The sequence below is a fragment of the Phycicoccus jejuensis genome, from assembly GCF_000720925.1.
In the GTDB taxonomy this organism is placed as follows: Bacteria; Actinomycetota; Actinomycetes; order Actinomycetales; family Dermatophilaceae; genus Phycicoccus; species Phycicoccus jejuensis.
Genome location: NZ_JOEE01000058.1, coordinates 1 through 341 on the forward strand (window position 1 = coordinate 1; position 341 = coordinate 341).

General features: G+C 66.0%; 1 protein-coding gene. It reads right to left on the minus strand.

The features are described 5' to 3' along the window. Nucleotides 1-341 (minus strand): IS481 family transposase (locus tag IG69_RS0119605; protein WP_030529844.1); only part of this gene is annotated, 341 nt, incomplete at both ends.

Below are 341 nucleotides of genomic sequence, written 5' to 3' on the forward strand. Positions count from 1 at the left end.
GGCAGTGGGGGCGGATGAACTTGTGCTTGGCGCCCAGAGCGGTCATCGCGGCCGCGACGTCGTTGCTCTTGCGGTAGCTGAAGTGGTTGTCGGTGATGATCCGCTCGATGACGGGGATGCCGTGATCGGCGAAGTAGGCCGCGGCGCGCTGGATGAAGGCCCCGCAGGTGGCTCCTTTCTCATCGGGCAGGATCTCGCTGTAGGCCAGGCGGGAGTGGTCATCGACCATCGAGTGCACGTATTCGTACCCGATCCGGGCCTTCTTCTTCGCCGCGCTCGACCCCATCGAGCGGCCGTGGGCGCGCCACCCGCCACCGTCGGGGATCTTCCCGATCTTCTTG